Here is a 1,389-nt window from a genome sequence, read left to right on the forward strand (position 1 = left end):
ATCCCACTCCGGGCCTGCGCCGCGCTGACTCGCCGGACCTGGACGGCCGCGCCGTCGACGGCCCCCACACGTCCGGGCCCCGGAGGGGGTCGTGTCGGCCACTCGCGCGCCAACCGCACCCGCCCCGGCTCCGAGCACCACCTGCCCGTGGCGCACGCGCTGCGTCGCCGCGACACGGCAGACATCCGGGCATCGCCACGCATTTCTTACCAACTGGCTCGCCAGTAGCTACATTTGACTCATGACCCTGCGAAGCCCGGACCCGTTGGCGGGAGTGGTGTCGACGACGGCATCGGGTGAGCGGCTGGTGTTCGTGCCGAGGAGGATCCAGGAGCTGGGACTCGCGCTCGGCGGCGGCGTCATGGTCCCGTTGTGGATCGCGGCCCCCATCCTGCTGCCGGTCCTCCTGGTCGCAGCGCTCACCGGTTCCGGACTCCTCTGGGCCGTCCTCTGGGCCGGCCTGGGGCTCGCGGTCGTGGCCGTGATCGCGCTCGCCACGGCCATGGTGTTCGTGTCGGCGGCCACGATGGTGCGGTGGATCGAGTTCCGCCCCCAGGGGGACGCGGCCCGCGTCGTGATCGCGCGTCTCCTTCGCTCCTCGACCGTTTCCGCAGCCGGCCTCCAGCGCGTCGTCGTCATCGAGCGGCTCAGGCTGGGGCGACGAAAGTCGATTGCCGTGGTCCTGCACACCCGCGAAGGGGCGGCAGTGAAGTGCGAACCGGCGTTCCGGGCCCCGCTGTGCGAGGTCCGCACGGAGGCACTGATCGACTGGCTGACCGCCCGACTCGGTCCGACCTCCGTGGCGGTGGAGCATCGGACGGAGGTCGACCGGGAATTCCTGTACCCCGACGAATGGTGGACGGGATCGGACCTGGCCGCCCTGTGGCACGTGCCTGTCAGCGCGGTCGACGAACTGGCCACCCGGCACGGCGTCCGCAGCCGCCGGTACACGCCCCGGGCCGGCGCGATGTACTCCGCGCCCGAGGCGGTGACGGTCTACCACCCCGGTCGGGCCCACGAAGTCGCCGGGGCACTCCGCGCGGAACGCGAGACCGGCCCGGAGACGAACGGGACTCCGCACCCGCCGGACCAGCCGCCCGACCACCGCTGAACACCGCTGAACACCGCTGACTTCCGCACGGCGAGTGGGTCTCCGAACCGGACAACGTCCAGGCGCTGACGCCCCCCGGCCGTCCTGGCTGTACGGGTGGTTCGCTCTCGGCACCGCGCCCCTCCAGCAGGTCGGCGACGACCTCGTCCACCGTCGTCGGCAGCGCGCCGCTCTCCCCCTTCACGGCGACCGTCCCCGTCTCGACTGCCGTGACCTGCTGACCGTACGGACTGTCCGACCGGGCCGGAGGGCGGCGACGGGCGCCGAGCGGGGTGGCG

Annotated in this window: 1 protein-coding gene; it reads left to right on the forward strand. The window is 72.7% G+C overall.

The window, feature by feature from the left end; genetic code table 11:
• The first annotated feature begins 241 nt into the window (after positions 1-241).
• A complete protein-coding gene (locus ACFWOG_RS40880; protein ID WP_380364832.1) occupies positions 242-1,111 on the forward strand; it encodes a hypothetical protein in 870 nt (289 codons plus the stop codon).
• The last annotated feature ends 278 nt before the right edge of the window (positions 1,112-1,389 follow it).

The sequence above is a fragment of the Kitasatospora sp. NPDC058406 genome, assembly GCF_042722765.1.
In the GTDB taxonomy this organism is placed as follows: Bacteria; Actinomycetota; Actinomycetes; order Streptomycetales; family Streptomycetaceae; genus Kitasatospora.